22 protein-coding genes, 3 pseudogenes and 1 riboswitch are annotated in these 23963 nt (G+C 53.0%); of the genes and pseudogenes, 16 read left to right on the top strand and 9 right to left on the bottom strand.

What is annotated here, in order from left to right:
• Positions 1 to 102 precede the first annotated feature (102 nt).
• Together ACTID9_RS23100 and ACTID9_RS23095 are read right to left on the bottom strand one after the other, a co-directional pair.
• Positions 103 to 368: pseudogene (locus ACTID9_RS23100) on the bottom strand (preQ(1) synthase); the annotation flags it as partial.
• 58 nt (positions 369 to 426) lie between these two features.
• Positions 427 to 546 (bottom strand): annotated as a pseudogene (locus ACTID9_RS23095) (hypothetical protein); the annotation flags it as partial.
• A gap of 752 nt (positions 547 to 1298) precedes the next feature.
• Between ACTID9_RS23095 and ACTID9_RS23090 the strand changes: the two are divergent.
• Together ACTID9_RS23090 and ACTID9_RS23085 are read left to right on the top strand one after the other, a co-directional pair.
• A complete protein-coding gene (locus ACTID9_RS23090) occupies positions 1299 to 2450 on the top strand; it encodes a cyclic nucleotide-binding domain-containing protein (RefSeq protein WP_441067204.1) in 1152 nt (383 codons plus the stop codon).
• A gap of 252 nt (positions 2451 to 2702) precedes the next feature.
• The gene (locus tag ACTID9_RS23085; RefSeq protein ID WP_441067203.1) at positions 2703 to 2987 is read left to right on the top strand and encodes a hypothetical protein; all 285 of its coding nucleotides are present in this window, start codon (positions 2703 to 2705) and stop codon (positions 2985 to 2987) included.
• 104 nt (positions 2988 to 3091) lie between these two features.
• Here ACTID9_RS23085 and ACTID9_RS23080 read toward each other — a convergent pair.
• The 5 genes and pseudogenes from ACTID9_RS23080 to queC form a co-directional block, all read right to left on the bottom strand.
• Positions 3092 to 3784 (bottom strand): annotated as a pseudogene (locus tag ACTID9_RS23080) (IS3 family transposase); the annotation flags it as partial.
• A 140-nt stretch (positions 3785 to 3924) separates the two neighbouring features.
• Positions 3925 to 4449: a preQ(1) synthase gene (gene queF, locus ACTID9_RS23075; RefSeq protein WP_441067202.1), complete on the bottom strand. Its 525-nt coding sequence runs from the start codon at positions 4447 to 4449 to the stop codon at positions 3925 to 3927.
• 42 nt (positions 4450 to 4491) lie between these two features.
• Positions 4492 to 5220, bottom strand: coding sequence for a 7-carboxy-7-deazaguanine synthase QueE (gene queE, locus ACTID9_RS23070; protein ID WP_441067201.1), 729 nt, complete (start codon positions 5218 to 5220; stop codon positions 4492 to 4494).
• Positions 5213 to 5680: a 6-carboxytetrahydropterin synthase QueD gene (gene queD, locus ACTID9_RS23065; protein WP_122918630.1), complete on the bottom strand. Its 468-nt coding sequence runs from the start codon at positions 5678 to 5680 to the stop codon at positions 5213 to 5215. Before queD ends, queE begins: the two co-directional genes overlap by 8 nt.
• A complete protein-coding gene (gene queC, locus ACTID9_RS23060) occupies positions 5681 to 6343 on the bottom strand; it encodes a 7-cyano-7-deazaguanine synthase QueC (protein ID WP_441067200.1) in 663 nt (220 codons plus the stop codon).
• 149 nt (positions 6344 to 6492) lie between these two features.
• Positions 6493 to 6536: riboswitch (PreQ1 riboswitch) on the bottom strand.
• A 139-nt stretch (positions 6537 to 6675) separates the two neighbouring features.
• On the opposite strand from queC, the gene ACTID9_RS23055 reads away from it, so the two are divergent.
• The 3 genes from ACTID9_RS23055 (at position 6676) to ACTID9_RS23045 (ending at position 10839) form a co-directional block, all read left to right on the top strand.
• Positions 6676 to 7074, top strand: coding sequence for a hypothetical protein (locus tag ACTID9_RS23055; RefSeq protein WP_441067199.1), 399 nt, complete (start codon positions 6676 to 6678; stop codon positions 7072 to 7074).
• A complete protein-coding gene (locus ACTID9_RS23050; protein WP_441067198.1) occupies positions 7071 to 7571 on the top strand; it encodes an MFS transporter in 501 nt (166 codons plus the stop codon). The genes ACTID9_RS23055 and ACTID9_RS23050 overlap by 4 nt, the downstream gene beginning before the upstream one ends.
• 151 nt (positions 7572 to 7722) lie before the next feature.
• On the top strand, positions 7723 to 10839 hold the full coding sequence (locus tag ACTID9_RS23045) for an ATP-binding protein (RefSeq protein ID WP_441067197.1): 3117 nt from the start codon (positions 7723 to 7725) through the stop codon (positions 10837 to 10839).
• A gap of 162 nt (positions 10840 to 11001) precedes the next feature.
• On the opposite strand, the gene ACTID9_RS23040 is transcribed toward ACTID9_RS23045, so the two are convergent.
• Positions 11002 to 12405 (bottom strand): MFS transporter, encoded by a 1404-nt coding sequence (locus ACTID9_RS23040; protein ID WP_441067196.1) that lies wholly within the window; start codon positions 12403 to 12405, stop codon positions 11002 to 11004.
• Between the two features lie 114 nt (positions 12406 to 12519).
• Between ACTID9_RS23040 and ACTID9_RS23035 the strand changes: the two genes are divergently transcribed.
• The 11 genes from ACTID9_RS23035 (at position 12520) to ACTID9_RS22985 (ending at position 22799) form a co-directional block, all read left to right on the top strand.
• Entirely contained in the window at positions 12520 to 13407 is an 888-nt protein-coding gene (locus tag ACTID9_RS23035; RefSeq protein ID WP_441067195.1) for a LysR family transcriptional regulator, read from the top strand.
• 357 nt (positions 13408 to 13764) lie between these two features.
• The gene (locus ACTID9_RS23030) at positions 13765 to 14094 is read left to right on the top strand and encodes an ArsR/SmtB family transcription factor (RefSeq protein ID WP_441067194.1); all 330 of its coding nucleotides are present in this window, start codon (positions 13765 to 13767) and stop codon (positions 14092 to 14094) included.
• The gene (locus tag ACTID9_RS23025) at positions 14091 to 14516 is read left to right on the top strand and encodes an SRPBCC family protein (RefSeq protein ID WP_441067193.1); all 426 of its coding nucleotides are present in this window, start codon (positions 14091 to 14093) and stop codon (positions 14514 to 14516) included. Before ACTID9_RS23030 ends, ACTID9_RS23025 begins: the two co-directional genes overlap by 4 nt.
• Positions 14517 to 14747: 231 nt before the next feature.
• The gene (locus ACTID9_RS23020; protein WP_441067192.1) at positions 14748 to 16043 is read left to right on the top strand and encodes an ABC transporter substrate-binding protein; all 1296 of its coding nucleotides are present in this window, start codon (positions 14748 to 14750) and stop codon (positions 16041 to 16043) included.
• 52 nt (positions 16044 to 16095) lie between these two features.
• Positions 16096 to 17031 (top strand): carbohydrate ABC transporter permease, encoded by a 936-nt coding sequence (locus ACTID9_RS23015; RefSeq protein ID WP_441067191.1) that lies wholly within the window; start codon positions 16096 to 16098, stop codon positions 17029 to 17031.
• Between the two features lie 16 nt (positions 17032 to 17047).
• Positions 17048 to 17872 (top strand): carbohydrate ABC transporter permease, encoded by an 825-nt coding sequence (locus ACTID9_RS23010; protein WP_441067190.1) that lies wholly within the window; start codon positions 17048 to 17050, stop codon positions 17870 to 17872.
• 130 nt (positions 17873 to 18002) lie between these two features.
• Positions 18003 to 18872 (top strand): MurR/RpiR family transcriptional regulator, encoded by an 870-nt coding sequence (locus ACTID9_RS23005; RefSeq protein ID WP_441072710.1) that lies wholly within the window; start codon positions 18003 to 18005, stop codon positions 18870 to 18872.
• A gap of 14 nt (positions 18873 to 18886) precedes the next feature.
• Positions 18887 to 19792 (top strand): N-acetylmuramic acid 6-phosphate etherase, encoded by a 906-nt coding sequence (gene murQ / locus ACTID9_RS23000; RefSeq protein ID WP_441067189.1) that lies wholly within the window; start codon positions 18887 to 18889, stop codon positions 19790 to 19792.
• A 120-nt stretch (positions 19793 to 19912) separates the two neighbouring features.
• Positions 19913 to 20914, top strand: a complete 1002-nt coding sequence (locus tag ACTID9_RS22995) for a LacI family DNA-binding transcriptional regulator (RefSeq protein ID WP_441067188.1) — start codon at positions 19913 to 19915, stop codon at positions 20912 to 20914.
• A gap of 104 nt (positions 20915 to 21018) precedes the next feature.
• The gene (locus tag ACTID9_RS22990) at positions 21019 to 21927 is read left to right on the top strand and encodes a pseudouridine-5'-phosphate glycosidase (RefSeq protein WP_441067187.1); all 909 of its coding nucleotides are present in this window, start codon (positions 21019 to 21021) and stop codon (positions 21925 to 21927) included.
• Complete coding sequence (locus ACTID9_RS22985) at positions 21924 to 22799, top strand: carbohydrate kinase family protein (RefSeq protein ID WP_441067186.1); 876 nt, start codon at positions 21924 to 21926, stop codon at positions 22797 to 22799. Before ACTID9_RS22990 ends, ACTID9_RS22985 begins: the two co-directional genes overlap by 4 nt.
• A 30-nt stretch (positions 22800 to 22829) precedes the next feature.
• Here the strand turns inward: ACTID9_RS22985 and ACTID9_RS22980 are convergent, their stop codons facing one another.
• On the bottom strand, positions 22830 to 23792 hold the full coding sequence (locus ACTID9_RS22980) for a helix-turn-helix transcriptional regulator (RefSeq protein WP_441072708.1): 963 nt from the start codon (positions 23790 to 23792) through the stop codon (positions 22830 to 22832).
• Positions 23793 to 23963: the final 171 nt, after the last annotated feature.

The following is a 23963-nucleotide window of genomic DNA, read 5'->3' as shown; positions in this document are numbered from 1 at the left end:
AAGCACTTGTGAGTATAACGATTTTAAAGCCCTTCTCGAACGAGAGGGGCCTTACTGTGTTTAGTAGATAAGAATGGTTATATAGCTCCGCCCCACCGACCTCTACCGATTATCAACTTTCTCCGGATACGAATCATAAATCATCATCCGATACCCCGCTATCTGCTCATAATTCGTCCCGGGCTTGCCGTAATTGCAGTATGGGTCGATGGAGATGCCGCCGCGCGGGGTGAATTGGCCCCAGACTTCGATGTAGCGGGGTCCATCAGTTCGCAATCCTCGTGGAGGTCGCCGTGAATTCGGAAGCTGAACAGGTACAGTTTGAGCGATTTGCTTTCGACCATTTTGATGTCGGACACATGAATAGTCCATAGACAGATTCAATATGACGTTGAGAGACTTTACGAAAATATTACGGCAATCCGGATAGACGCTGAAATCTGTTTCGCATAGACGGCAGCGAACGGGAGGTTGAGTCCGTCTATGGATGTATGTATCTGTCGGAAATTTTAGAAAATGGTATTGTTTAAAACTCAAATATATCACGTGATGATACAGACCTAGCCTATAAAATAACCTAGTTCAATTCCCTTATGATAGCGAATCGACGGTTTTCGCTAAAGCTCCCCTGACGATGGCTCGCAACAACATATGAAAAGGCACGTCGACTTTGCTCTATGGAGTTAGTAAACTCTTACGGAGCCTTGAGTACGATGTGCTCGGGTGTGTTCGCTTTTCGGTGGCAATAATGAACCTTTGACTCTCACCAATTTGTAAAACTCTCTTTCTAGCTGCAGCAAGTGCATGTCGTAAATGACAGACTCAAGAATGGATTACACAAACTATCTGGTGATGTTCCTTGCGAGCAGGTTGCGGTGACAAGCTTCACTCGTCCCGGGATGATAAAATCTACCTCCATTCCAGGCTGAATGACTTTTGTAATCGTTTTACCTTTGGCTAGATGAAAGGTGAAAGTGATTGAACAATCAGAATTAAAATTAGATAACCTTGCAACTGCATTTTTAACGGGTTCTACTGTAGCGTCAAATAATGTGAAGGTTCCGCCGTTGCAAGTCTTGAAAACAAGAGGAGAAGGTAGGCTTCAAGCGAGAAAGTTGTACTGCCCGAGAGAGATTATCCAATTTGTTCGGAAAAGAATTGAAGCTTAGTAAATGTAGCGATTTTGATCAGCATATTAAAAACGGAAAACCGCTTGTTTTGTGAGTTTTTTCATAGCACCACTTTCCACAATCTGCTATAATTCCCACTAGAACAAAAAATGGATAGGGTTTGTGTCGATGACTGATAAGCAATTGGAACATCCATATTTTCAATACGAAGCGTTCCGCTCATTCTTTGCCCTGGAGGAGAATCTGCAGCACAGTCAAGAGTTTATCGGCTTGTTGCAAAAATTCACGCGCCTTGATTATAACGATGGAGACGTGATTTTTCGGGAAGGCGATGTGGGGGATTCTTTCTATTTGATTGAACGAGGAAACGTAGAAATCATCAAAGAAAGCGAACAGCGGAAAGTGATTAACTCCTTGCAAACGGGGGACTATTTTGGCGAATTGGCCTTGATTACGGGGAATCGGCGTGCAACCAGTGTCGAGTGCAGGGGAGAGACGACGGTTTTTCGCTTGTCCAAAACGGATTTTGAAAAATTGACAGTTCTTTATCCGCGCATTCATGGGATTTTGCTCAACAAGCTGTACGATCACTTAAAGGGCTCCTATATTGAGTTGGAAAAGAAGTCGAAAGAATTGGAAGTTTCCTTTCATGAACGGGTTCAGTTGGGGTTCATTTTTATTAGCATGGTGCTGGGAATCAGCTTGTACTCGTTTGTAATCCGAATTTTTCAAGGGAATATGATTCAGGGGGAGTATGCGGAGCTGATCAACTTTACTGTGACCCGCACATTGGATGTCGCAGCGTTGCTGGTGATCGTCAGCATCGTTGTGAAGAGCAGTCTGCCGATGTCTAGTTTTGGCTTGACGTTTACGAACAGCAAACGTGCGGTCATTGAGGCGGTGGGTGTCTCACTAGTGGCGATGGTCGTGTTAACCGGGGTGAAGTGGTTTTCGCAGAAAAACGGATTCAACTGGTTTGGTGATGGGCCGATGATTTCGTTCTCTTTATTTGATTGGACGTATGTGACGTATTTGGTAGTGGCACCATTGCAGGAATTCATCGCACGGGGTGTTCTGCAAAGTTCGATCGAGCGCTTGATTGCGAGAGGGAATCAGGTACTCTGGGCGGTACTGGTGACCTCGATTATTTTTGGCGCCATGCACTTGCACACTTCGGTGAAACTGGCAGTGGCGGCCATTCTGACGAGTTGGCTCTGGGGCTGGATGTATACAAGGCACCGCAACATCGTCGGCGTGGGGCTCTCTCATTTTATCATCGGCAATTATGCAGGTTTACTAGGCTTCTGGAGCAACTTATAGACGGGAATTTTCAAAAGGAGAACGAAAATGCTTTCATCGCTCTACTGGTTTTCGATTCGGGCAGGTTTTTTGTTTGTGAGTATCCTGTCTGCATTTACTGTTGGATTGCTGGCGTACCTGTTAGCTCCATTGTTCAGCTACATGTATTTTAATGATTGGCGTTTTTGGAAGCATCATCGCAGATTCATTCCGGGTTCCTTACATATGTGGCATATTCTTTTTCGATGGATTACGGATAAGGAGTACCGTTCGATGTCGGCACAGGCATTCACGGATCAGCCGATGACTTCGCCCGATTTGACCAAAGTCAGAGTGGCACAAAGCTGGACAACCGGCCAGCAGGATTGCGCGATGTGTGGACGATGCTGCAACAAGATTGGGTGCCCGTTTATGGACAAAACAACGATGCGCTGCGCTTCTTACAATTCGGTATTTTGGCGGTATTTCAATTGTGGGCGATACCCGGAGACACAAAAGCAGATCGCCTATTACGATTGCCCGAAATGGGAAATGATTCAGGGGCTGGACCATAAGTAGAAATAACTACTCATGGGCGCGGCCCCTTTTTTTGGTCGATAGGAATTTATAAAACTCCTGTCGACATAAGTACAACTAAGGCTCAGTGGATTGTCAACAGTAAATCAGACAACTATTTTAAGGGGTTCTTGGCGATCCTGAACAGGCGTCATATAGCCTAATGTCCCGTGAATGCGATGCTTGTTGAACCAATTAACGTAACCGTACAATTCCAGTTTCAGATGACGAAGACTATGGAAGTTTATCTGGTTCACGAACTCTGTTTTTATGATTTTGTAGGTGGCTTCAGCCATAGCGTTATCGTATGGACAGCCTTTCGTACTTAGGGATCGGCCGATTTCAAACGTCTCCAGAAGTTCGTCTATCTTTTGATTTTTAAATTCGCTGCCACGGTCAGTATGAAACCACTGAATCTGACGTAAATCGCCTTTGACGCTCGCAAAAGTACGAGAAATCAGAGCAGCGTCCTTATTTGGACCTGCACTATGACCAATGATCTCTCGATTGAACAAATCGACCAGCACACAAATGTAATGCCATCGGTTCTGAACCTTCACATAAGTCAGATCGCTGACAACGAAACGTTGGGCTTCCTCCTGCTCGAACTCACGGTCCAGAACATTCCCCGTAGTTGCTTCATTAGAAGCGATTTTATAGGGTTTATATTGAGCCACAGTGTAGGTGGAAACGAGCCCTTGCTCCTTCATGATCCGACCCATTCGACGTCTGGAGACGACGAATCCGCGTTCCTGGAGCTTGACTTTGATCTTTCGTGTACCGTAAGCTTTTCGATTTTTTAACTCACTATAATTAGCACTTAGAATTTTGGGGACGAATTGGGGACGAAAACCGTCCCCAAGGGCAAAAAACGACTAATTATGAACGTTGCGCAAACAAGAAGAATCCTTATACATCAAGGGTTCTTCCGTACTTACCTCTACCGATTATCCACCTTCTCCGGATACAGATCATGATTCATCATCCGATACTCCGCCATCTGCTCATATTTCGTCCCGGGCTTGCCGTAATTGCAGTATGGATCGATGGAGATGCCGCCGCGCGGGGTGAATTTGCCCCAGACTTCGATGTAGCGCGGGTCCATCAGTTTGATCAAATCGTTCATGATGATGTTTACGCAATCCTCGTGGAAGTCGCCGTGGTTGCGGAAGCTGAACAGGTACAGCTTGAGCGATTTGCTTTCGACCATTTTAATATCCGGCACATAGCTGATGTAAATCGTGGCAAAATCAGGCTGGCCGGTCATCGGGCAAAGGCTCGTGAATTCCGGGCAGTTGAATTTGACGAAATAGTCGCGGTATGGATGTTTGTTGTCAAACGTCTCCAGCACGCTCGGATCATACTGGTAGTTGTAGGCGGTATTTTGGTTGCCGAGCAATGTCAGGTGTGACAAGTCGCGGGATTGGTTGTTCGTGTTTTCATTCATCGTCGTTTTATCTGTCATGGCGCATACGCTCCTCATTCATGTTCATTCGCAAAAAATCGCTCAGACGCCGCGTTTGTTGCCCCACATTAGCGCATGCAGCTGCGGCAACACTTTGACGTCGTTCATGTCGCTTTGGGCCATGGTCCGGTCGATCAGCCACTCGAATTTGGCCAGCAGCTGATTGCGCAGCGCTTCGTCGTCCGCGAGATGGACGTCATCATTGCCGACCTGCAAAAAGAAGGGCACCTGCGGGTAACGGTGGTGGATGGTCCGCGCATGCTCGAAATCTTGCTCATCGAACACGACAACCTTCAGGCTGAACGGATTTTTGCGCGGGTTGGCCGTCAGTTTTTCAATCATCGCGTCCAGGAGGGAAAAGTCGGTGGTCATGCCGGAGCTTGGCGGCTTGGGCGAAATCGTGACCTCGTCGATCTCGAGCAGCCAGTCCTGCCACTTGGTCCCTTGCGTTTCGATGGCGGTGCGGATGCCGTTTGCATGCAGAAGTTCCACCAGCTCGCCGATGTTTTTGATTAGGGCGGGATTGCCTCCTGAAATGGTCACGTGTGAAAAACGATCCTGGGCAAGCTCGCGCAGCTCGACCAAAATGTCTTCAGGCGACAGCTGGCGGATTTGGTCCTGCGCCGTGCCGTCCCACGTAAACGCGGAATCGCACCAACTGCAACGGTAGTCGCAGCCAGCGGTGCGGACGAACATCGTTTTTTGCCCGATCACCATGCCTTCCCCTTGAATCGTGGGGCCGAAAATTTCCAAAACCGGAATGTTACTCACCGTACATCCACTCCCGTCTTGCTTCGGCATAGCTCGTCGGCGTTTCGAACAAGCGGACGAATTCGACGCGGTTTCCGTTTGTCAGCTGGCTTTCCATTTGCTCGAAAATCCAGACGACCATGTTTTCCGCTGTCGTGTTCATCAAGGGGAGCGTTTCATTCAAGTACCGGTGGTCGAGATGGATTTCAATGTGTTCTTTCCAAATCTTTTTAATATCGCCAAAATCGATCACGATCCCGATGTCGTCGGCGTAACCGCTGATGCCGAACACGACTTTGTACGTATGACCGTGCAGATTTTTACATTTTCCTTCGTAGCAGTGCAGATGGTGGGCGGCGTCAAAGGTGAATTCCTTGCTGACCAGCACCCGTTTCTTGTGATATTTCAGCTGCTCTTTTTGAATGTCTGTGCCGAATTTTTGCAAGCCTTCCACAATGCGAAAATCGTAGAAACCACTCATTTACGCATTCGCCCCCTGACGTTCGGCCAAATACGAGACAAGGCCGGCTTTGCGCAGTTTGCAGGCCGGGCATTCGCCGCAGCCGTCGCCGATGATGCCGTTGTAGCAGGTGAGCGTTTTTTCGCGCACATAGTCAAAAGCGCCCAGCTCATCCGCCAGCTTCCACGTTTCGGCTTTGTTCAGCCACATAAGCGGGGTGTGGATCACGAATGAATAGTCCATCGACAGATTCAACGTGACATTGAGAGACTTTACAAAAATGTCGCGGCAATCCGGATAGCCGCTGAAATCTGTTTCGCAGACGCCGGTCACCAGATGGCGGGCGCCCGCCTGTTTTGCGTAGACGGCAGCGAACGAGAGGAACAGGAGGTTGCGTCCGTCCACAAATGTAGAAGGTAGCTCGCCTTCCTTTTGTTCAATCGCCACATCGTCGCGGGTGAGTGCATTGGGGGCCAATTGATTCAGCAGGCTCATGTCCAAAATCGTGTGCTTGACGCCTTGCTCGGCGGCAATGGCGCGTGCGCATTCGATTTCCTGCTTGTGGCGCTGCCCGTAGTTGAAGGTGAGCACTTCCACCTCGCCAAACTGTTTTTTTGCCCAGAACAGGCATGTCGTGCTGTCCTGTCCGCCGCTAAAAACAACAACGGCTTTTTCTTGCTTCATTCTCTCCATCTCCTTTTCGTTTGAACGAAGAAAGAGAGTTCTTGAACGTGCGACCGCATGCGGCCGTGTCCACCCTAGTGAAAAACGTCTTTCGTGGTTCTCGTGAAAAACGTTTTTCAGAAAAAAACAAAACAATACCAAGGGCATTGTTTTCCTTAGTTTTTTATAGAGGGAGTTCGCGAACCTCTCCCATGCATGGCGCATGGATGTCTTCTGAAATTGTCGTCAGGCAGATGCCAGACGTTCCTCATTATACTACAGCGAACGGCAGGCTTGCCAATGGTTAATTACGGTACAATTGCCCCGTTGACAATCACTGGAAATGGCAGTATTTGTTTCTCATTTCCATCATCACGCTCGTGACGGTGCCGTTTTTTCGCAAATGGCTGCCTCGCGAGGAAACGCGGCCAGGTTCGTTCGATTTCCCGGGAGCTGTTTTGCTCGCAGGGACGGTCGCTTCCTTCATGCTCTGCATCACGCGGTGGAACGGCTGGTTTTTGCTGGTCAGCCTGCTCTTGCTTGTGCTTTTCACAGTCCGCATGCGAACAGCAGCGCAGCCGTTTCTTCAGCTGCCGCTTCTGGCCAATGCCCCGTACAGAAGCGCCCTGATCACCTGCTTTCTCGTTTCCGGAGCATCCTTTGCGATCTTGCTGGTCACGCCGATGATGCTGCACAACGTGGCAGGCCTGGAAACCGGCATGATGGGACTCGTGATGTTCCCGGGGCGATGAGCGCCGCGCTGCTGGGACGGTACGGCGGAAAGTGGGCCGACCGCAAAGGCAGCCTGTTCGTCCTCTTCATCGGGCTGTTGCTGATGATGCTGGGCCAATTTGCTCTTTCTATCGCAAGCGGACACGTGGCATGGATTGTCGCCGCCTGCCTTGTGCTTGTGAATGTCGGGATGTCGTTTTTCCAAGTCTCGACGACAAAAGTGGTGTCGACGACATTGCCTGCTGGCCAGACGGGGGTGGGATTGGGGATTTTTTCGTTGACGAACTTCATGGCAGGCGCCGTGAGCGGTGCGGTGATCAGCAAAATGATCGATCATACGGGTACGGTGTCGCCGTTCAATCCGCTTGCGGTTCCGGGAGCCGCTGCGATTTACAGCAATGTGTATTTTGGCCTGATCGCAGTCACCGCGCTCGGCGCATGGATTGTGTATGCCGTGTTCGGACGAAAGCGGGCAAAAAGGAAAAGGCTTTCTGGTGGAGAAGCCAAAGCCCATTAAAAAAGTCAGCTCCAACCATGCAGGCGCTCCGTTGCGGGAGTGCCTGTTTCTCTAGAAGGAAGGCAATCGTCTCCCAATGTTTGTGAGTTTTTTGTGAGCAAGGGGTGTTATCATGAAGGTGAGGCTAGAGTGAGCGGAGGGAGACTCTTTTTTGAACGCAAGCATGCATCGCAAACTTTTCGGTATCGGCATCATCTTTTTGCTCTCGATCGCCATTTTCGTGGGTATCTATAACCAAACCATACCTTATGACCATACGCCATCGGCGAAGCACGGTGTGCTGGACTTGACACAGTGGGATTTTCAGCAAAAAGGGATGGCTCCCCTTGACGGCGAGTGGGAGTTTTATCCGGGGAAACTGCTGGAGCCTTCCGCGTTCCGTGAAGGGAGAAGCGGTCCGCCTTCCTATATTCGCGTGCCGGGCCCATGGAAGGGTGGAGCCGCCCAAGGCGATTCGTACAGCCGAAAAGGTTACGGCACCTATCGCTTGAAGGTGATGTTGCCAAATTCGATGACCGATGAAATCGTGGGGCTCAAAATGCGCAGTATCCGCATGTCCCATCAGCTGTTCATCAATGGAAAGCTGGAGGGCGCGAGCGGCAAGCCAGCTGTTGAGAAGGCCGAACACGTCCCCGGAAATACGCCGTATGAAGCATTTTTTTATCCCGGCGGCAAAGAAGTAGAGATCGTCATTCCGGTCGCCAATTACATGTTCATTACGGGCGGGATCGTCAATCCGATCCAGTTCGGGCTGCATCAGAATATCGCCAAAGTAAACAGCATCCAGGTCGGGGCTGACATCGCCACGACGTTGTTCCTTTTGCTGCTGGGCTCCTACCATCTCGGGTTTTATTTTTTGCGCATGAAGGAGCGGACCTATTTGTACAGCGGTTTCTACATGGTTTGCCTGGGGCTGTACGAATCGATTTATGGGGAGAAGATCGTGCTGCAGCTTCTTCCCGGCCTACCGTTTGAGTTCGCCTACAAATTGCAGGATGCGAGCATGTATGCGAGTGCGGTGCTGCTATTGATGTTCTTTCAGTCGATCGACCAGCGCCTGCTCTCAAGCCGCAGCCTCCGGCGGATCAATATGCCGATCACGGTCTTCATCGCTGCCATCTTGCTGCTGCCCTATTCGGTTTATTCCGAAATCAAAGTGCCGTTTTTGTTTTACATCACGATTGCCCATCTCTTCATGCTGATTCGGATGATCTATTTGTATATCAAACACCGCCTGGAGTCGTCCGCTACACAGCAGGAGCTTTTGCTTTGCATCGGTTCAAGCGGATCATTGATGGCTTCGCTCGTGATCGGCTCCATGTATGCGGATAATATGATCTTGACTGACATGTGGAGCAAAATCGCGGTTGTCTGCTTCATCACGTTCATGAATATTTTGCTTGCAGTCCGGTTCAACACCGCGTACGAGCAGACGGAAGTCCTTTCGCGCCAATTGGCGGTGTCGAACGAGCTGAAGGACGAATTTTTGGCGAACACGTCGCACGAAATGAAGACGCCGCTCCACGGAATCCAAAACATTGCGACTTACCTGCTGGAAAGCGGGGAAGACCCGTTATCGCCCAAGCAAAGCCAAAATTTGCGGCTTATCAAGGATACGTCGATCAAGCTGTCGATGCTGATCCATGACCTGATCGATGTGACGCGGCTGAAGCACGGCGAGTTGCGGCTTTCGCCTACAGTGGTGGATGTGCGGGTCGTAACGCAGATGGTGTTCGATGTGCTGCGCTTCGAGCTGGCTGGAAAAGATGTCTGGCTGGACAACCAGGTGGGCGATCAGGTGTGGGTGTTGGCAGACGAAAACCGGCTGCGCCAAATTATGTACAATCTCGTGCACAACGCAATCAAGCATACCGACCAAGGCTCCATTACCGTGAAGGCGAGCGGCGCCGATGGCATGGTGACGGTTTCGGTTGAAGATACAGGGACAGGCATTGCGCATGACAAGCATGAGGCGATTTTCGGCTATTTTGAACAGCTGGACCAGCCGCTGCCGCGCGATGGATACACCAGCATGGGAGTCGGCTTGTACATCAGCCGCAAGCTGGTCGAGCGAATGGGAGGCGAAATCAAGGTGGCGTGGTCCCAGGTCGGAGAAGGAACGCGCATGGCCTTTACGCTGCCGGTCTCACCGGTGCAGCCAGCCGATCAGGAAATCGCTGCGGCAACGGTGAGGGCAACGAACGATGGCCGGCACGATGCATCGCTTGATTTCGATGGGCAGCATGGGCAGACGATCCTGGTCGTAGATGACGAGGCCACGAATATCCACGTGCTCGTGACGATTTTGAAGCAGTATCGCTATAACGTCATCACCGCTTTTTCCGCTAAAGAAGCGCTCGACAAAATGCAGATCCACCCACGGATCGATTTGATCATCCTGGATGTCATGATGCCCGGCATGTCTGGCATCGAGCTGTGCCAGCAGCTGAGGCAGCAGCATTCCATCCTCGATTTGCCGATCTTGTTTGCGACGGTCAAAGATACGCCGCACGACATCGCGCTCGGCTATCGGGCGGGTGCGAACGATTATCTGACCAAGCCGTTTGACGCGAAAACATTGATCGCGCGGATTCAGACGCTGCTTGCGATGAAAACCTCGATTCGAGACGCCATTCAACATGAACAAGCGTTTCATCAGGCGCAAATCAAACCTCATTTTCTGTACAATGCCTTGAGCAGCATCATTGGGTTCTGCTATATGGATGGGCAAAAAGCAGCCTATTTGCTCACGATGCTTAGCCAGTACCTGCGTTTTATTCTCGACATGGACCGCAGCAAACTGTTTGTGACCCTTGAGCGGGAGCTTGATCTGGTCGAAGCCTATGTGGAAATTGAAAAAGCGCGCTTTGGCGATCGCTTCGCTTTTACGTGCAGTGTCGATGAAAGCCTGCTGCAGGCAGAAATTCCTTCGTTAAGCATCCAGCCGTTTGTTGAAAACGCGATACGCCACGGGCTGTTTGAAAAAGAAGGAAGCGGCGAGGTGACCTTGACGATTCAGGCGGAAGAGCGGCAGATCGTAATCGAGGTCGCGGATGACGGCATCGGCATTCCTGCTGAGGTGCTCGCTCTCTTGTCCAAAGGTGAACGCAAAAAAGAAGGCGACGGCGGGATCGGCGTCGCCAATATTCGCCGTCGCCTCGAGGCCATTCCGGACGCCAGCCTGACCATTCGTTCAGAGCCGGGGAAAGGGACGAAAGTGACGATGACGTTGCCTTATGACAAAGACAGGCGCGATGATTTTGCCTGATTCTCGAATTGATGAAATCCGTACTCGGGCAAAATCGGCGCAAGTGGAGGGAATGGGTGGAAAATGCAGCAGGACGGCTGCGAAAAAACGGATAATGTCACCCGAACGAAAAACAGGGCCGTGTGCTGCTCAAGCAGACTGCCCTGTTTTTATATGCGGCTGTCATGACACCTTGCTTACATTCGACTCTTTCAATGGTTCTGACTTCCGAAGCCGCAAACTCATAAAAACCAGAGCTACTGCAATGACAGTGAGGAAAATCCCCAGCAGTCGAAAGCCGGCGAAACTGAACGTACCGCCCATAATGATGCCGGTCAACAAGGAAGATAAAATGGTCCCCAAATATCTCGATGTATGGAAGAGTCCGGAGGCTACACCGGTCAATTCTTTTGGAGAGCTTTGAAACAAAGCTGCCTGCATCCCAACGGCGTTCAGCCCGTTGCTCATACCGAATGCAGCTAATGCAAAGGTCACGCTGATTACCGGTGAAGCTTGATTCAATGTCACGATCCACACGGAACCCACTGTCATGAGGATTGCGGATGTCACCAATGCGGGGCGCGGCCCTGATTTATCGATCCATTTTCCTGCCAGCGGAGAAGCGATGAGCGAGCTTGCGCCCAAGGTTAGCATGAGAATCCCTGTATGGAACTCGCTGACATGACGCACCATTTGCAAATAAGACGGAAGCCCGAAAAAGAGCGCGTAAAAAAGCAGGTTCACGAGCATGAATTGGACGTTGACCCACATCATGGCAGGATAGTTGGCGAATGTACGCAAAGGAATAAAGGGTGACACCGCTTGTAACTCGTGCCGTACGAAAGCCCCCAGTGCCAAAAGCCCGATCAACCCGACAATGATATGCCACCATGAGACATGTCCGTACGATTTTGCCGACAGTAAACCAACAAGCAGCGCAACCAGCCCCACGGTGAAGAGCAGAATACCCGATACATCGATCACATCCCACCATTTACGAAAAGACATGCCCCGTGCGACGGCTCCTGCCGGTTCGCCCTTTGGAATCATCCGCCATGCAAATAGAAAGCTCGCGACCACGAACGGAATATTGACGATAAAGATCGCTTGCCAGTCCCACCACTGGATCAAGACCCCGCCAGCAAAAGGCCCAATGGCTGCCGCTCCGGATAAAAAAATCGACAAAACAGACAGCGCAGTCGCTTGTTTCTCCGTAATATGAATGCGCACAATCGCCATTCCGACCGCCACCAGCATACTTGTTCCGATGGATTGCACGATGCGGGACACGATGAGCCACCCGAAATTTGGCGATAGTGGAGCAAGTAAAGAGGAAACAAAGGAGACAACAAGCCCTGTCAGAAATATTTTCCGTGGCCCGAATAAATCACTGGCCTTTCCCATCACAGGTTGAGCGATCGCGCTTGCAATGTAAAAGGAAAAAATAATCCAGGAAACAACCGTAAAATCGAGGCGGTACACATGTTGCAGCCTTGCGATCGCAACAGAAATCATCGAGGAATTCAATGGGTTCAATAAGATCCCCAGTCCAACGGCTATCATCAACCACTTGCTGCGAGCATTCATGTTTGATTTCCCCCTAACGTGTTTTGATGATAGCTTATTTGAAATTTTTTATTTACTCCAACGCATTTTAAGTTATACATTTATTGACTATAAGGAATGAATGGAGAGTGTGAAATGGAACTTCTTCAGCTGCAATATTTTCTAGCGGTAGCCCGCTTGGAGCACGTGACCGAAGCTGCGCGGTCGCTGCATGTGACGCAATCGTCATTAAGCAAAACGATTCAACGCCTGGAGGACGATCTGGGGGTTCCTCTCTTCGACCGAACCGGGAGAAAACTGCGGCTAAATGAGTTCGGAAGCAGATTCCTTCGCCGCGCGGAACGAGCATTGTTTGAACTGGAGCAGGGGAAGCAGGAGATTCGCGATATGACCAGCCCGGAACATGGCACACTCGAATTGGCGGTGACGACCGCAAGCGCGTTGCCGAACATCCTGCGAGAGTTTCGGAAAAAGCGGCCTTATGTCCACTACCATGTGCAAATGCTGAGCATGCAGGAAATGGTGACACGCCTTCATCGAGGAGAGGTCGATTTCTGTTTATCCTCGCCTCCGATCCAAGAGGATGATATTGAATGTCAAATCGTGTTCATCGACCCGATACTCATTGCCGTTCCAAAAGGGCATCGGCTGGCGAACCGAAGCAGCGTATCCTTGATCGACTTAAAGGATGAATGGTTTGTCGGTGTAAAAAAAGGCTACGGGATTCGCGATTTCGTGGACGCTGCATGCCAATCGGTTGGTTTTTTACCTACGTATGTGTATGAGGGAGATGAACCCGCAAGGCTAACCTCACTTGTGGAAGCCGAACTTGGCATCGCCTTTATACCGAGCACAGCGAGGAATCCACGCGGAGATATTCATTATCTCCAAGTAGAGAATCGCGAGTTTGTACGGGAAATCGCTTTACTCTGGCACAAGAGCAGGTACATTTCGCGGGCTGCTCTGGAATTTCGTGAGGTTGTTGTGGAATATTTTGAGACGATAGCAAAGCTTCGGCAGTAACGGGCCGAGGCTTTTTTCGCATGTCGTCATGTTGTGCGTAACATGCTGTTGACAGGACACTAAATGGTGTCGTATTATCGACGTGACACCATTTAGTGTCCGATTAGGGAATAGCTATTTGGAAAGAGTGGAACTTGAATCAACCAATTGATGAGGAGGAAAAAAATAAGCAAGATGATCGGTGCGGAAACAATCGCGAGAGCAGGAATCCACCCCCGAGGAAAAACAATTGCTTATTGGACCGTCACATTACTGCTTGCAGTATCCATCCTGTAAGGAGGTGGTGAAAGTAACGGCTGTCCCTTCGTACCACCCTAGAAGTCTCCTGCAGAGAAATACGATTTTGGAGGGAGTGTTGTGAGTGAGAATACCCCTTTGCGGGATGTGTTTGACGCGATTGCCGATCCAACCAGGCGCCGATTGATTCGTCTGTTGGCAGAGGCGGAGGAGATGCCGCTTCATGAATTGACGGCACAGTTTCAAATGGGCCGTACAGCGGTTTCCAAACATTTGGCCATCCTGAAAGAGGCCGGACTGGTGCTTGATCGAAAAGTCGGCAGAGAAACGCGATTTAGGCTAAACGCATCACCACTCCGAGAAGTTCAAGATTGGTTAGGTTTCTACAGCAAGTTTTGGAGTGCGAATCTGTTGCGCCTGAACCAACTATTAGAGGAGGAAGAAGAATGAGTTTAACATTATCCCTGGATTTTCAGTACAAAACATCGATTGAGAAGCTTTGGTCCGCTTTAACCGATTCAAACAAACTTGCCAAGTGGGTGGTCAATATCCACAACGGTCAGGCGATGGAAAATGATTTCAAGCCCGTCGTAGGACACCGTTTTCAGTTCCGCACGCAGCCGTCCGAATATTGGGATGGAATTGTTGACGGCGAAGTGCTGATTGTGGAGGCACCAAACCGGTTGTCCTATACGTGGGCCAGTGGAGGAGAGAAGCACACGGTCACCTGGACGCTGCAGGAAGTAGGCGACGGAAAAGTTAACCTTCACCTCGAACAAACCGGAATCTCCAATGAACAAGCACTGGGTGGAGCGAAGTATGGCTGGAGTAAATGGTGCGGTGAGCTTGGAAACGTGTTGGAACAATCGTAACAATTTCAGAGCAAGGAGCTGCCGGAGCAAGGCCGGTGGCTCTTTTTTTCCAAAAATTCCGTTCTTGAAATATTGTTTCACATCATATAGATCTCTTATGAAATGAAACCAACCTTTTCACGCTGATCGCGATCTGAATTTTCTGTCTAAAAAACCGGGACACGCGGCCGTTCTTGCGCCAGCTTTCCCGGGGGAAGAGCCGTGCATCTATGAACAAAGGGGGCGTAAATCATGAAAAAGGCAAGCGGCGGTTTTTTGGCGACCGTGATGGCGTTATCGCTCGGACTGGCGGCGTGCAGCGGTGGCGGAGGAGGCGGCACCGCCACGACAGAGCCGGCCAAAGGAGACGGGGCGGCAGAGAGCAAAGAAGTCAACCTGACGATGACGAGCTGGCGCGTCGAGGATGTGGAGGGCTACAAAAAGATCATCGCGGCATTCGAGGCTCAAAATCCGGGGATCAAGATCAGCTTCAAGCCGCAAAAAGCGACGGAGTACAACACGATCCTCAATACGGCGCTGCAAAGCAACAGCGCGGCTGACATCATCCAGCTCCGTCCCTATGCGACCGGGATTGCAATCGCTGACGGGGGCTTTCTGGAGCCGCTGGACGGGGTGAAGGGACTCGATGCGATTCCGAAAGAAGCGCTCGACTCGGCACGCGGCAAGGACGGCAAGGTGTATGGTGTTCCGCTCTCGCTCAACTCCACGCAAATCTACTACAACAAGAAAATTTTCGCCGATAACGGGCTTTCGGAGCCGAAGTCGTGGGATGAGCTGATCGCCTTGGCCCAAGCGTTGAAAGCGAAAAATATTACTCCGTTCGCCTTTGGAGCCAAGGAGAGCTGGCTGCTTTCGCTGTCCCACGGGGTCATCGCGCCCGGCACCTATAACGGCAACGCGTTTGTGGAAAAGATGCTGAAGGGCGAGGCCAGCATGACGAGTCCGGAATACAAGGCGTCGATCCAGCGAATGAAAGATTTGACCCCGTATTTCCCCGATCATTTCGTCGGGCTGGATCTGAACGACATCCGGGCGCTGTTCGCGACGGAAAAAGCGGCGATGTTCATCAACGGAAGCTTTGAGCTGGAAGTCATCCAGAAGATGAATCCGAATCTGCAGATCGATTTCTTCCCGATGCCGACCGATGACGGCAAGCAGGTGATCACGACATGGGTGGATGGCTCTTATGCAGTCAATGCCAAATCGCCGCATAAGGCCGAAGCGCTCAAGTTCATGGAGTTCATGGCGACCCCGGCATTCGGCGAGCTGTTCGCCAATACGTTCAAACGGATCAGCGCGATTCCCGGCGTGAAGGTCGACGATCCGCTCGTCAGCAAGATGGCGCAGCTGTCCGATTCGATTTCGACACCGTATGCAGCACTGGTCCACTTCAGCGGCGGCGACCCATCGACGAAAAAAGTGATGGAAAACGACCTGCAAGGCATGTATTTGGACAAAATGACGCCGGAGCAGGTAGCCGACGACCTGCAAAAATCGCTGGAAACATGGTTTAAACCGAGCAAATAGTCACACGCTTCCGTTTCCCTGCTTTTGCTTCTGAAAGGTGGTGAACCGCTGCATGCCTGTACCCGCAGCACAGCATGCCAAACGAAAGGGCAGGTGGCTCATCCACCTGTTTCCGCTGCCCGCCCTGCTGGTCTATGTTTTGTTCGTAATCTATCCGATCTTTTCTGCATTTCGCTACAGCTTGTATGAGTGGAAAGGGCTGACACAGGGAGCTTTTATCGGCTTGGTCAATTTCGTCAAGCTATTCGGGATCGAGCCGTACAACTCGATGTTTTGGAACGCGTTTCGGCACAATCTGGTCTATTTTGCCGTCGAGATGGTCGTGCAAAACGGCCTCGCCTTTTTGCTGGCGTTCATTCTGTATCGCAAAGTGCGCGGGGCAGGCTTTCTCAAAACGGTGTATTTCTTTCCCCGCCTGCTGTCGGTGATCGTCGTCGGTTTTTTGTGGAAGCTCATGTTAAATCCGAATTACGGCGCGCTCAATACGATTTTGGCGAAGCTGGGGCTTGCGCAATGGGCAAAGCCGTGGCTGGGCGACCCGGACACCGCCTTGGTGGCGATTATTTTGGTCAACTGCTGGTTCGGCCTTGGATTCGCTGTACTGATCTTTCTCGCCGGACTCCAGGCCATCCCGGAGGAGGTCGTCGAGGCGGCCCGGATCGACGGTGCGAGCGGACTTACGCTAACTCGCAAAATCATCGTGCCGATGTGCATGCCGGCGATCACGATCATGACGGTGCTCACGTTTATCCAGTCGTTTGAAGCGTTCGAGCTGGTGTATGCGATGCAGGGCTCGATGGGCGAACCGTTTTATTCCACGGATACGATGTCGGTCTATTTTTACCGGCTGGCATTCGGCAGCTCGGGCGGCGGCGATACGGTTTCCATCGGATTGGGTTCAGCGCTGGCGGTGGTGATTTTTTTCATCGTCGCATCGGTTTCCGCCGCCTTTCTGTATGTGATGCGGCGAAAAGAGGTGCAGCATTGAGGAAGGGGGGGAGCGGATGAAAACCGGCATCGGCACCCGTTCGTTTTTTTACCTGATCGCCTATTTGTTTGTGCTGGTGATGGCGTATCCGATCGTTTTGATGGTCCTGTCGTCCTTTAAGTCGACGGCCGAGATTTTCACCAGCCCCTTGTCGCTGCCGGACGTGTTCAGTCTGGAGCCGTACCGCAAGTTGTGGGAGCTGGTTCCGTTTCAAGACTATATCTGGAACAGCGTGTTTGTCAGCGTGGTCACGGTTGCACTGATTCTTTTGTTTTCCTCCCTGGCTGCGTTTTATTTGGCCCGCTTTTCTTTTGCCTGGAGCGGTTTTCTCTCCTTCTTTTTCCTCATCGGCCTGATGATTCCGCTGAAGCTGGGCATCGTGCCGCTGTTCATCCTGATGAAAAACATCGGGCTGACCAACTCGCTCTGGTCGCTGATCCTCATCTATACGGCGAGCGGCATCCCGATTTCCGTCTTCATCCTGACGGGCTTTTTCCGCACGCTGCCGATCGAGCTGGAAGAGGCGGCGCGCATGGATGGCTGCAACCATTTTCAAGTGTTTTGGCGCATCTTGCTGCCGTTGATCCGCCCGGCACTGGGAACGGTGATGATCATCAACTTCATCTCCGCGTGGAACGATTTCTTTTTCCCGCTCATTTTCATTCAGGATGAGGCCGCGAAGACGATTCCGATCGGGATGCTCGGTCTGTTCGGGGAGTACGAGGCGGATTGGAGCATGATTTTTGCCGGTTTGACGCTGTCCTCGCTGCCGATGATCGCGGTGTTTCTGGTGGCCTCCAGGCAATTCATGGAGGGGCTGACCGCAGGTGCCGTCAAGTGAATGGGAACGGTTTGCTGCGACGTGTTCAAGGGAATGGAAGAGATGAGTGGAATAAGAGGAGTGAATGATTGCATGCGTTTGCAACGAACATGCAATCATACAGGCAAATCAGGAAGAAAGCGGTGTCGGCATGTTAAATGGAGGTCTCGTAGGCTTGCAGGCGATTTTGGATGAATTGAAGCCGTCGGAGCGTAAAGCGGCGGAATATATATTGGCTCACCCTGAAGAGGTGGTGGAGCTGTCGGTTCAGCGTGCCGCCGAGCGGAGCGGCGTGTCGGAAGCGACGCTGGTCAGGCTGGCGCGTTCGCTCAACATGAAAGGGTTCCAGGAATTGAAGCTGCGCATCACAGGCGATCTGAACAAAACGACGGCTGCAGGCAGCTATCAGGAAATCATGATCGACGGCCCGATCGAGGCGATCATGCAGGCGGTCAGCTGGAACAACACGCAATCGATCCAGGATACGCTGTCCGTCCTTTCGCGCGACGAGGTGAAGCGGGCGGCAGATGCGCTGCTTGCGGCACGCAAGATCGACGTATACGGCGTCGGGGCGTCGGCCGTCATTGCGGCGGATGTGAAGCAAAAATTTTCGCGGGTCAACATGTGGTGCGAGGCGCACGCCGATTTTCACAGCCAGCTGACGTCGGCCACCGGCTTGACCGGGCGGGATGTCGCTTTCGGCATCTCCCACTCGGGACAAACGGAGGACATCATTCAATCGCTCGGCGAGGCGAAACGGCAGGGAGCGACGATCATCACGTTGACCAAATTCGGCCCATCGCCCGTAGCGGAGCTGGCCGACATCAAGCTGTTCACCAGCTCGGTCGAGCAAAGCATCCGCAGCGGCGCGATGGCATCGCGGATCGCGCAATTGAATGTGATCGACATCCTGTTCATTACGACGATCAGCCGCAGCCCCGAATCCGTCATTCCCGCGCTGGAAAAATCGCGGCTGGCGGTGAGCCGGACGAAACGATCCTCTTCCGGGGGAGGAGCTTAGAGGAGGACTGTGGGATGGATGACAGACTGGAAGACTTGTCGACAGAATCACGCAATGAGCAGACACGGCAGCTGGATACGCTATCGATCATGCAAATCCTCCAATTGATGAATCGGGAAGAAAAAAAAGTGCCCCATGCGGTGGAACGGGCCCTGGAGCAGGTGGCCGCCGCCGTCGCATGCGTGATTGCGGCTGTGGAAGCGGGCGGGCGACTCTTTTATTTCGGCGCGGGGACGAGCGGCCGGCTGGGCATTTTGGATGCAGCGGAATGTCCGCCCACGTTCGGCACCCCGCCTGAGCTGGTGCAAGGCATCATCGCGGGCGGAGCCGCTGCGATCATGCGGGCGATCGAAGGGGCAGAGGACGATGAGCAACTGGGGCGGCGCGATGTGCATGACAGCGGGGTTACCGCACATGATGTCGTGGTGGGGATCGCTGCAAGCGGCAGAACCCCTTATGTCATCGGCGCTCTGGACGCGGCCCGCAGGATCGGTGCGAAAACGATCGCGCTCTCTTGTGTGGAGCAAGGGCTCATCAACCAGCATGCTGATTTGGCGATCAAGGCGGTCGTGGGCGCGGAGATCGTGACCGGCTCGACGCGCTTGAAGGCGGGGAGCGCGACCAAGCAGGTGTTGAATATGCTGACCACCGCCGCCATGATCAAGCTGGGCAAAGTATACGGCAACCTGATGGTCAACGTGCAGGCGACAAACAACAAGCTGCGCGAACGGGTGAAACGGATCGTGATGGAGGTGACCGGCGTCACTTACGAGGAGGCGGAAGAGCTGGCCCAGCAGGCGGACGGGGACGCGAAAACCGCGATTTTGATCAAGCTGACCGGCAGCAGCGCGGAGGAGGCGAGGCGGCTTTTGGCGGCGACGCAAGGGCGGCTGCGCGAGGCGATTGAGTTGCTTGGCTGAGAAAAGAAAGGGATGCTTTGTCGCTGTTCGCAAGCTTTTTGCTTGACAGTGGCAAAATATCCCTTTTATACTTGTGGGAAGATTCTGCCAACGTTGGCATAAAGCGATTGAGGAATGAACATGAACCGATTTACGATTAAAGATGTAGCGGCCAAAAGCGGGACGTCCATCCGCACGGTTTCCCGCGTCTTAAACAGCGATCCCCATGTAAAAAAAGAGACGAGGGAGCGCGTGCAGGCGGTGATCGACGAGCTCGGCTTCAAGGTAAACATCGCAGCCCGCAGCTTGCGCGACCGCAAGTCGAACCAGATTGTCGTTTTTGCCGACCGGCGGACGAATGCTTTTTTGGGCGGCTTCCACAATGAGGTCGTGCTCGAGCTGCACCGCGAGGCCAAAGCTCAAGGCTATCGCATGGTCGTGTCCGTTTCCTCGCCGGAGCAGTTCGAAGAAGACGAGAATGACGGATTTTATTTGGTGCAGCACGGTCTGTGCGATGCCGCCATCCTGTTCGATCCGCATGAAGGGGACCGGCGCGTGCACTATTTGCGCGAACACCGCGTGCCGTTTGTCGTGCTCGGACAGGACAAAAGCAGCTACGAAACGTCCTACGTCGGCCTCGACAACCGCGCTGCAGGCTACATGGGAGCCAAATACCTGCATGAAAAAGGCCATATCACTTTCGCGCTGATTCTTGGCAGCGAAGCATCCGGCGTCAATCAGGACCGGGCGGAAGGCTTCCGTGCGTACCAGCGGGAAAAAGGCTTGGACAACCAGGTGCTATTCGGCTTGACCAGCATCGATTCGGCGTATCAAAAGACGCAAAGTCTGCTCGAAGCCAGGTCGGTCACGGCGATTTTTGTTTCCGGCGACGAGCGTGTGGTGGGCGTATACCGCGCGATCCAGGAAGCTGGGCTGCAAGTCGGGCGCGACATCGGCGTGCTCGGCGTCGACGATCTGGAGATGGGGCGTTTTCTGCTCCCGGCACTGACCTCGCTCGTACAGCCCAAGCAAGAGATGAGCAAGCTGGCGCTGCAGATGATCATGGAGCAGCTGCAAGAGGAAGAACGCGCGGTCAAGCGCGTCCTGTTCGTCCCGACGATTGCCGAACGAGAATCGGTCTAAATTTTTTTCGATCGTTTTGCCAACGTTGGCAAAAATGCAAAACGACAACAAAGAACCGCTCGCCCGATCCAGTTGCACGCATTTATAAAAGGAGGAATTCATTCATGAACACGAATCTTTTCCAGATCCACGATGAGGTAAAAGCGGCATTGGCCGAGGGCAAGGCGGTTGTCGCCCTGGAATCGACGATCGTTTCGCACGGAATGCCGTATCCGGATAATGTGAAAATGCAGCTGGAGGTTCACGAGCTGATCCGCGAGCTGGGAGCGGTTCCGGCGACGATCGCGCTGATGGACGGACGCATTTGCATCGGGCTTGACGATGACCAAATCGAGCGGCTCGGGACTGCGCAGGGTGTCGTGAAAACGAGCGTGCGCGACATCCCCCGCGTGCTATCCGCCAACCAAATCGGCGCGACAACCGTAGCGGCCACGGCCTATGCGGCTGATCAGGCAGGCATTCGCTTTTTTGCCACTGGCGGATTGGGCGGCGTTCATCGTGGCGCGGCAGAGACGTTCGATATTTCGGCAGATTTGCCGGCATTGGCACAATATGACGTATGCGTCTTCTCCTCCGGGGTCAAGTCGATTTTGGACATCCCGAAAACGTTGGAATATTTGGAAACCTCCGGCGTTCCGGTCTACGGCTTCGAGACAGATCGTTATCCTGGCTTTTATGTGCGCGATTCCGGCCAGCCGATCGAATCGGTCGATGCGGAAGGGCTGGTCGCGCTGCTGCGAACGAAGGAGCAGCTGGGCTTGAAGCATTCGGTAGCGGTGGCGGTGCCGATTCCGGCAGAGCATGAGCTGGACCGTGAAAAGATGGAGGCGACGATCCACACAGCGCTGAAAGAGGCTGACGCAGCCGGAATCGCGGGCAAACCGGTCACGCCGTTCCTTCTGTCCAAGATCAAGGAAAGCACAGGGGGCACGAGCCTCGCCTCCAACATCGCCTTGATGAAAAACAATGCCGCTGTCGCAGCGAAAATCGCGGTGGCGTTCCATGCGCGATGATTACCGTCGTCGGTGATTTGCTGGTAGAGATCCTGGTGCGAAAAGGCCAGACGCGCTACGCTACCGACACGGAAGGCACGGTCGACATGCGGCCGGGCGGGCAGGCGCTCAACGTCGCCAGCTGGTGCGCGCGAGAAGGCGCCGACACGAGACTGATCGGAAAAATCGGCCGGGATGTATTCGGCGACTACTTGCTCGAAAAAGCGACAAAAGCGGGTATTATCTGCGAGCTTGTACGTGATGAGCAGGAGGAGACAGGGCGCAACGTGATTTTGATCGATCGCGAGACAGGCGAGCGGTCGATGATCCCGGATCGCCGCGCCAATCTGCTGCTTGGCCCCAAGGATGTCGACGCCGCCGGAATCGGCCGCAGCGCTCTCTTGTATTTGTCCGGCTACAGCCTGTTCGACGAGCAGCTCAGGCGAACGGCGCTTCATGCCAAGGCTGCGGCCTTGGCGCACAGCGTTCCAATCGCGCTTGACCCCAGCTCGACCTTTCATTTGCGTAAGTTAAAGGAGCTGTTTTTGCAGCAGCTTCCCGGCGTGACCTTCCTGTTCCCGAATTACGAGGAAGGAGCGCTGCTCACCGGACAGGAGGAGCCTGAAGCGATTTTGCGCGAGCTGCATCGTCATGTCCCGGTTCCCGTGCTGAAGCTGGGCAAAGACGGGTGCATTCTGCCAGACGGGGATACGGTTGTCAGACTTCCAGCCCCCAAGGTGAATGTGGTGGACACGACAGGCGCAGGCGATTCTTTTGCAGGCAGTTTTCTCGCCGCCTACAGCAAAACAGGCGACCCGCTTGCAGCGGCCGCGCGCGCGATTGAAGTGTCTGCCCATGCGGTGACGCAAGTGGGGGGAAGCGGCTGCGGTTGAACGCAAGGGACTGGGGGAGCTGGCGGCTTTTCAGGAGGGAAGATCGCTTGCATACAGCGCATGGAGCGAGGCGATCTCCGCGATCATCCGCTGTCTCAGCTCAAGCGGCTCGATGATCTCCAGCTGTGCCCCGTAGCCGAGCGCCAGCTCACAGGCCGATTCCAGCGTGTGGAACTGGACCTGTGCCAAGATCCAGCCATTTTTTGCAGGAGCGGTATGGATCAGCTTGACGTACCGTTCCTGCTGAAGGCGGGGAAGCAGCTTTTCGTGGAAGCGCACGGAAGCCGGATAGACAGGCAGATTTGCCTTGAACTGTGCCGTAGAGGTGTCCCAAAAGGAAGCGAGGTCGAAATCCGCAGGCCGCGTAAACGTTTCGTCCAACAGCTGCGCACGTATGAGACGCGAAATCCGGTACGTGCGAATGTCTCCCTCCACCTGTGCGACCAAATACCAGACGCTGCGCTTGGCCACGAGTCCCAGCGGCTCGACGACCCGCTCCACCAACGCATCCTCGCGTCGATACGTCATGGCGAGCTTTCGGCCTGCCCAGACCGCATCCTGGACGGTTGCCAGCAGCGGCACCTCTTCATCCGATTGATGCCAGCCCGCGCCATCGATATGGAGCCGTTCCCGCACTTGCTCGGCATCGCGCCGCACAGCGGTCGGCGAGGCGGCCACCAGCTTTTGGAACGCTGCGTCAAAAGCTCCGCGCATGCCCAAATCGCCGAGCTGTGCCAGCGGAGCCGCCAGATGCAGGGCGCGAATCTCTTCCCCTGTCATGCCTGTCAAATTCGTCCGAAATCCTTCCGCCAGACACCAGCCCCCCGCCGAGCCGCGTTCGGCATAGACGGGAATGCCAGCAGCGCTGAGCGCCTCCATATCCCGATGAACGGTCCGCTCCGACACTTCCAGCCGCTCTGCCAACTGGCGGGAAGACAAGCGTCCATGATTTTGCAGCAGCAATAAAATGCTCAACAACCGCTCCGCTTTCACCCAAAAGCCCTCCATCCCTGTTCTGTTCCTTTCGACCAAGCGTAAAACTATTTCTACTCTACCATTTTTATTATGACAGCACTTGTCATATATGATCCTGTACACTGTGGGCATGATTAGAAAACCTGACTACGCCAAGTTTTTTGGCGGGGCCGCGGTTGCACTTATCTG

This window comes from Brevibacillus fluminis (assembly GCF_052072235.1).
Taxonomy (GTDB): domain Bacteria; phylum Bacillota; class Bacilli; order Brevibacillales; family Brevibacillaceae; genus Brevibacillus_D; species Brevibacillus_D fluminis_A.
This window is presented reverse-complemented; position numbering and strand designations above follow the sequence as displayed.